This window comes from Halorubrum kocurii JCM 14978, assembly GCF_000337355.1.
GTDB lineage: Archaea > Halobacteriota > Halobacteria > Halobacteriales > Haloferacaceae > Halorubrum > Halorubrum kocurii.
Map to the genome: position 1 here is coordinate 1 of NZ_AOJH01000010.1, position 5,088 is coordinate 5,088.

Here is a 5,088-nt window from a genome sequence, read left to right on the forward strand (position 1 = left end):
CCTCTCCGGCCTACTCGCGTCGCGCTTCCGACTGAGCGTCGGAACCCCTCGCTCCTTGAGGCCGGAGGCTCCGCCTCGAAAACTGCTGATCGCTCCAACGAACGCCGCCGCCTGAGCCGAACATCTCCGGCCCGCGTCCCGCTACGGGCGCCGCCGCGAGAGCGCGACGAACGCGTCCGACAGCAAGTCGGCCCCGATTGCGAGGCTCTCCTCGTCGACGTCGAACGTCGGGGTGTGGTGGCTCGTCGGGTGATCGGTTCCGATGAGCACGTACGAGGCGAGCCCGCCCGCTTCCTGGACCTGCCCCATCAGGTACGTGCCGTCCTCACTCACGCCGAGCTCCTCGGTCGGGATCACGCGCTCGACGCCGTCGACGTCCCACGCAACGTTTCCGACGACCTCCCGGAGCGCCGGGTGGCTGTCGACGCACGGCGACTCGCTGATCATGCGCGGGGCGACGTCGCAGTCGTGGAGCTCGGCGGCCGCGTAGAGGACCCGTTCGAGTTCGGTACGCGCGTACGTCATTAGCGCGGTCGTCTCGCCGCGGACCTCCGCCTCGATGGTCACCTCCTCGGCGATGACGTTGCTCGCGGAGCCACCCTCGATCTTGCCGACGTTCACCCGCGTCGCTCCGTCGCTATGGCGCGCGATCCCGTACGCGTTCTGGATCGCAGCCGCGGCGGCCTGCATGGCGTTCGCCCCCTCATTCGGCGACTTTCCCGCGTGGGCGCTCGCCCCCTCGAAGGTGGCCGTCAGGTGTGCCATCGCCAGGGGACTCTCAACGCCGGCGACGATCTCGCCGGTCGGGTGGTCGAGCCCGATGTGGAGCGCGAAGAGGTAGTCGACATCATCGAGGTGGCCGCTCTCGGCCATCGCCTTCCCGCCGCCGGAGATTTCCTCCGCGGGCTGGAAGAACACCTTGAGCGTCCCCTCGAAGGCGCTCTCTCTGATCGCCTCGATCGCTCCGAGTGCGATCGCGAGGTGGGCGTCGTGACCGCAGGCGTGCATGTAGCCGTCGTGTTCAGAGCGGAACCCCTCCGCCGTCGGCCGGTGGTCGGGGTCCTCGGACTCGTGGATCGAGATGGCGTCGAGGTCGACGCGCAGGCCGATACACGGGCCCTCGCCCTGCGAGAGCGTCGCAACGACGCCCGTGTGGCCGCCCGCAGTGCGCTCGAGGAGGTCGTCGCTGACCCCGGCCCGACGGGCGCGGTCGAGCCACGGGCGGATCTCGTCGTCGTCGGGGACGGCCATCCGCGAGTCGGTCGCGAGGGCGTCGCGGCCGACGGCGATCTCGTCGACGCCGATCCGATCGAGCTCCTCGACGACGCGCGCGGTCGTCCGGAACTCGCGCCACCCCGGCTCCGGGTGACGGTGGAACGCCCGCCGGAGGTCGCTCAGTCTCGCTCGCGCGTCGTGGGACATCTGCTCGAATCGAAAGAGGTCAGGCTACTTAACGGTAGTCGATAACTCATCTCTCCGGTCGCCACAGACGACGTCCGCCGCGAGAATCGGTCCGTGTCGACCGCGTCTGACATCGTCCGCGGCTGCCCTCGCCCGCGGCTGAGATCGTCCCCACGCCCCGGCTCGTCGTTGACGACGCTCGAAACGAGTACATGAGCCACGAGGAGGCTCGAACGCTAATCACGACGATCAGTCCACACCGGAACTGGGAGAACAGTCTCTATGTCACGCAATTGCTCCAGCGCCTCGACGACTGACCGACCTTCGGGTGGCTGCCAGCGACTTGCGACAACGCAGAATATCCGGTACCGACGACACCCGAAATCTTCGGTCGATCGGCGTCCCGCGACTTCCAAAACTACATCTCAGTGCTCCGGTGAGCGAGCGATTATTGTCGACGGTCACTCATCGACCTCACCGTGGAGAACCATCAGTGGCTTCACCTTTGAATAGGCGACCGTCTTGGAGGGGTATATCGACCGTCACTCGCGTACCTTCACCTGAGTTACTGTTCGACTTCGTTTTCATTGTTGATATCCTCCTCCGCGTGAACGCGGAGGAATCCCGAGCGGTGGGAGTTTCAGGTTCGCAAGCATGAGTCCGATTTCTTCTTCGGGAACCCGTTTAACCCATCACGAAACGGTGGCTGACTGGCGGTGCCAAACCGCCGTTACTTACGAGCGGTGTGACAGTCAGCGAACCCGACGATGCGACGAGAGGCAAGCGGATTCACCGGAAGCTGGACGGGGGAAAAAATAGTCCGCTGTAGCGGGCGGGCTATTCAAACTGGGAAATGGCCGTAGTGGGACAGATCACCACCTCATTCACCACAACGTTAATGTCTATAGGACATATATTTGTGAGTATTTATGCTCAAAGGGCATTTTGGGTCAGCAGGGGCGAGGATCGAATTCGGGGCTGCTGACTGCCTCTTTCCCGTAGAGGAATTGGATGCGACCGTTCACCAGTATCGGGATGCCCAACTCGCGCTCAACGATGTCGACGGGGCAAACGTGATTGTTGTCGCTCCGACAAGCCTCGCCACCAGTCATCTCCTCACCGATCACGCGCTCACGGCGATCCCCGTTGAGAGTCTCCCGTCTGCGGTTCAGACCCAAATCGCAGACATGATCGACGCCCCGATTGAGACGTTTGAGATCATCCAAATCGGCAAGTGGAACAGTAGCAGTTCGAACCACTCACTGGCCGAGTTCGCCGACGCCTGAACGTCCATCTGTCCACGTGTCGGAGCGACTCAATCCCCCCACAACAGCCATGACAAACACACTCACCGTGGAGTATCCGGAGGCCGCCCCGTACATCGAAGAAGCCGTCGATGAACACGGCGAAGACCGGGTGTTGGAGAACTACTACAGAGAACACAGGAGAGAGCCCACGACTTCAGTCGTGGGAGGAAGTCAAGGAGGGAGTGGTCGGTCAGGGGTGACAAGTAATTAGCTGTGTCCTCTGCGTGGTTGCTCCTTGTCAAAATACACCGTGTTCAACCGATCTGTGTTGTCATTCTGGATCGGGCGAACATAGACGGTGTCGTCTGAGTGAACGAGAACTCTGTGACCGGCGTAGGAAAATGTAACCGTCACATCATGGGATCGATTCTCTGTAACAATTTCCACTAATGCATCAAGATCAATTGACTGAGAGAGTGGGGGCAACTGTTCCATCGGCGTGTTCAGCGCGTCGGAAACAGCCTCAGTAATAGCCACAAGGAGTTCCTCTGAAGACGTTCTCATATAACTACTATCGAGACCCCCTCACATGGTAATAAGCAACATACTACTCAATACAATTAAAGTCACGATTTATAATAGGAAGTATTATTCTATTAACATCTAATCTGTGTGGGTGGGAAGCACACGTGAATTTCACTACGAGCCAGATGAGGGCGAACAGCTAAGTACAGCAGTTGCAGCGACCCACGACTGAAGTCGTGGGCTTCCGGCCTTGCATCTATGTGACGAGATTAATACAGACGCACTTGACGGACTCTTTCAGGAACGGAATCTCAAGATGACGCTCCAGTTCGAGGCAGATACCACGACAGCCACCATCACTGCCGATGCGAGCGGAAACCCAATGATCAAAATCGAATCGCATCGCTAAGTATGCAGAAGCAGGGATTCTGTTCCGCGTAACTTCGTGGCTATCTCGTGTAATTATGGGGAAACAGGAGGCATTGGGATCTGTTCGAACTCTTCTTCGATTGTCTTGATGAGAACAGTGATCGCTTCGTAATGGTCTTGTTTCGACTTGTGAATGCCTAATGGAGTCACACCAAGTGCATGATACGTGGACATCCTCCGGGCTGGCATATTTTCATTCTCGATCAGATGCTGTGCGACTTCCAAAAGCAGGGCGTGAATCGAAATGAGTTCTTTCTTGCGCATAATCTCACCTCCCCCGAGTGTAAGCGTCTCGACTTCCATTCCAGACACTCAACGTACGCCCAAGCAACGTCTCTGAATCCTGGCCGACGTATGTGTGTGGGATAGCTGTGTGCCAATGGTAATGACGAGTGAGATGTCGACGTGAACAATACTCGTCTACGTTCCATGTATACGTGAATAGATATCAAACCCCATAGTAACTCAGATAATCATCACTTCGTTTTTACTAATAACTATCTCAAATGAAAATATGTCTGACAGAGAAGGTTTCAATAGAGTCAGAATGCGAGTAATGCACCTGAAACAGCTATTAATCAGACCCATTAAAAAGGATTTCAAAACTCAATCAGAGCGTTTTGAATAATATCAGAATAAAATTAATACGGCGATTGTTACTATGAGGTGGAGTCGCAATAATAATTCAATGAGAGAATCCTCAGAGGAGCCGCTCCTGACTATCGCCGAGTCTGTTTCCGAGGCGTTGGTCACACCGATAGAAGAGCTACCCCCACTCTCTCAGTCAATTGACCTAGAGGGATTAGCGGCGATCGTTACGGAGGACCGCTCTCACGATGTGACGGTTACATTTTCCTACGCCGATCACAGAGTCCTTGTTCACTCAAATAATACCGTCTACGTTTGCCCAATTCAGAATGACAACTCAGACCGGTGGAACGTGGTGGAGTTTGACAAGTCAGTGACCCACGACTGAAGTCGTGGGCTTGTCAGTGGACTCCCCTTCTGCCGTCGAACTGACGGAGGCAATAAATTCGCCGTTCAGGGTCAGCGTCCCTCTGTACTCGAGAGGGCGGGAGAGAATGAGCCCATCCGCTGGTCGGTACCCGATGTGTCTGAAGTGGAGTTTGACGCGGATCAGCTGTACGCGCAAGTCTGCGAGGACGCAAATCAACTGTTTGACGGGCTAGAGCAGTCCACTGGGTCCGCCGTGGGCAAAGCCGAGTGATAGACGGAGATCCTACAAAAATATTTAATTGTTTATAAAAACACATATATGAGATATCCCACACCCTTGCGCCGATCTTTTCTTGGCCTCAGTGGGATGCTGTTGACGGGGGGATGTTTGTCCGTCGGTGACAGTGATCGGCACAGATCAAAATGTTGGTTAATTCGACCGCTCTTATGTAGAACTACGGAAAGACCCGATAACGAGACACTCAACCGCTGTCTCGACAGATCCTCCGGCGAGAGTGAGTGAACGAAC

Annotated in this window: 6 protein-coding genes and 1 pseudogene; 3 read left to right on the forward strand and 4 right to left on the reverse strand. The window is 56.8% G+C overall.

Annotation, left to right across the window (positions count from 1 at the left end):
• Window positions 1-141: 141 nt before the first annotated feature.
• A complete protein-coding gene (locus C468_RS01250) occupies window positions 142-1,422 on the reverse strand; it encodes an amidohydrolase (RefSeq protein ID WP_008847052.1) in 1,281 nt (426 codons plus the stop codon).
• 908 nt (window positions 1,423-2,330) lie between these two features.
• On the opposite strand from C468_RS01250, the gene C468_RS01255 reads away from it, so the two are divergent.
• Together C468_RS01255 and C468_RS18450 are read left to right on the forward strand one after the other, a co-directional pair.
• Complete coding sequence (locus C468_RS01255; RefSeq protein WP_008847054.1) at window positions 2,331-2,687, forward strand: hypothetical protein; 357 nt, start codon at window positions 2,331-2,333, stop codon at window positions 2,685-2,687.
• Between the two features lie 49 nt (window positions 2,688-2,736).
• A complete protein-coding gene (locus C468_RS18450; RefSeq protein ID WP_080510578.1) occupies window positions 2,737-2,919 on the forward strand; it encodes a hypothetical protein in 183 nt (60 codons plus the stop codon).
• On the opposite strand, the gene C468_RS17295 is transcribed toward C468_RS18450, so the two are convergent.
• Complete coding sequence (locus C468_RS17295; RefSeq protein WP_161609713.1) at window positions 2,916-3,212, reverse strand: HalOD1 output domain-containing protein; 297 nt, start codon at window positions 3,210-3,212, stop codon at window positions 2,916-2,918. The two genes, C468_RS18450 and C468_RS17295, sit on opposite strands and share 4 nt — an antisense overlap.
• A gap of 423 nt (window positions 3,213-3,635) precedes the next feature.
• Window positions 3,636-3,866 carry a UPF0058 family protein gene (locus C468_RS01260; RefSeq protein WP_049911832.1) on the reverse strand — a complete coding sequence of 77 codons (231 nt, stop codon included), beginning with the start codon at window positions 3,864-3,866 and terminating at the stop codon, window positions 3,636-3,638.
• Between the two features lie 424 nt (window positions 3,867-4,290).
• Here C468_RS01260 and C468_RS17305 point away from each other — a divergent pair, with 424 nt between their 5' ends.
• Complete coding sequence (locus tag C468_RS17305; protein ID WP_080510579.1) at window positions 4,291-4,578, forward strand: HalOD1 output domain-containing protein; 288 nt, start codon at window positions 4,291-4,293, stop codon at window positions 4,576-4,578.
• Here C468_RS17305 and C468_RS19280 read toward each other — a convergent pair.
• Window positions 4,561-4,662: pseudogene (locus C468_RS19280) on the reverse strand (transposase); the annotation flags it as partial. The gene C468_RS17305 and the pseudogene C468_RS19280 overlap by 18 nt on opposite strands.
• Window positions 4,663-5,088 lie beyond the last annotated feature (426 nt).

Excerpts from the sequence above, each read along its gene's own strand:
- C468_RS01255 (WP_008847054.1), top strand. The coding sequence starts at position 2,331 with ATGCTCAAAGGGCATTTTGGGTCAGCAGGGGCGAGGATCGAATTCGGG.
- C468_RS17305 (WP_080510579.1), top strand. The coding sequence starts at position 4,291 with ATGAGAGAATCCTCAGAGGAGCCGCTCCTGACTATCGCCGAGTCTGTT.
- C468_RS01250 (WP_008847052.1), bottom strand. The coding sequence starts at position 1,422 with ATGTCCCACGACGCGCGAGCGAGACTGAGCGACCTCCGGCGGGCGTTC.
- C468_RS01260 (WP_049911832.1), bottom strand. The coding sequence starts at position 3,866 with ATGCGCAAGAAAGAACTCATTTCGATTCACGCCCTGCTTTTGGAAGTC.
- C468_RS17295 (WP_161609713.1), bottom strand. The coding sequence starts at position 3,212 with ATGAGAACGTCTTCAGAGGAACTCCTTGTGGCTATTACTGAGGCTGTT.
- C468_RS18450 (WP_080510578.1), top strand. The coding sequence starts at position 2,737 with ATGACAAACACACTCACCGTGGAGTATCCGGAGGCCGCCCCGTACATC.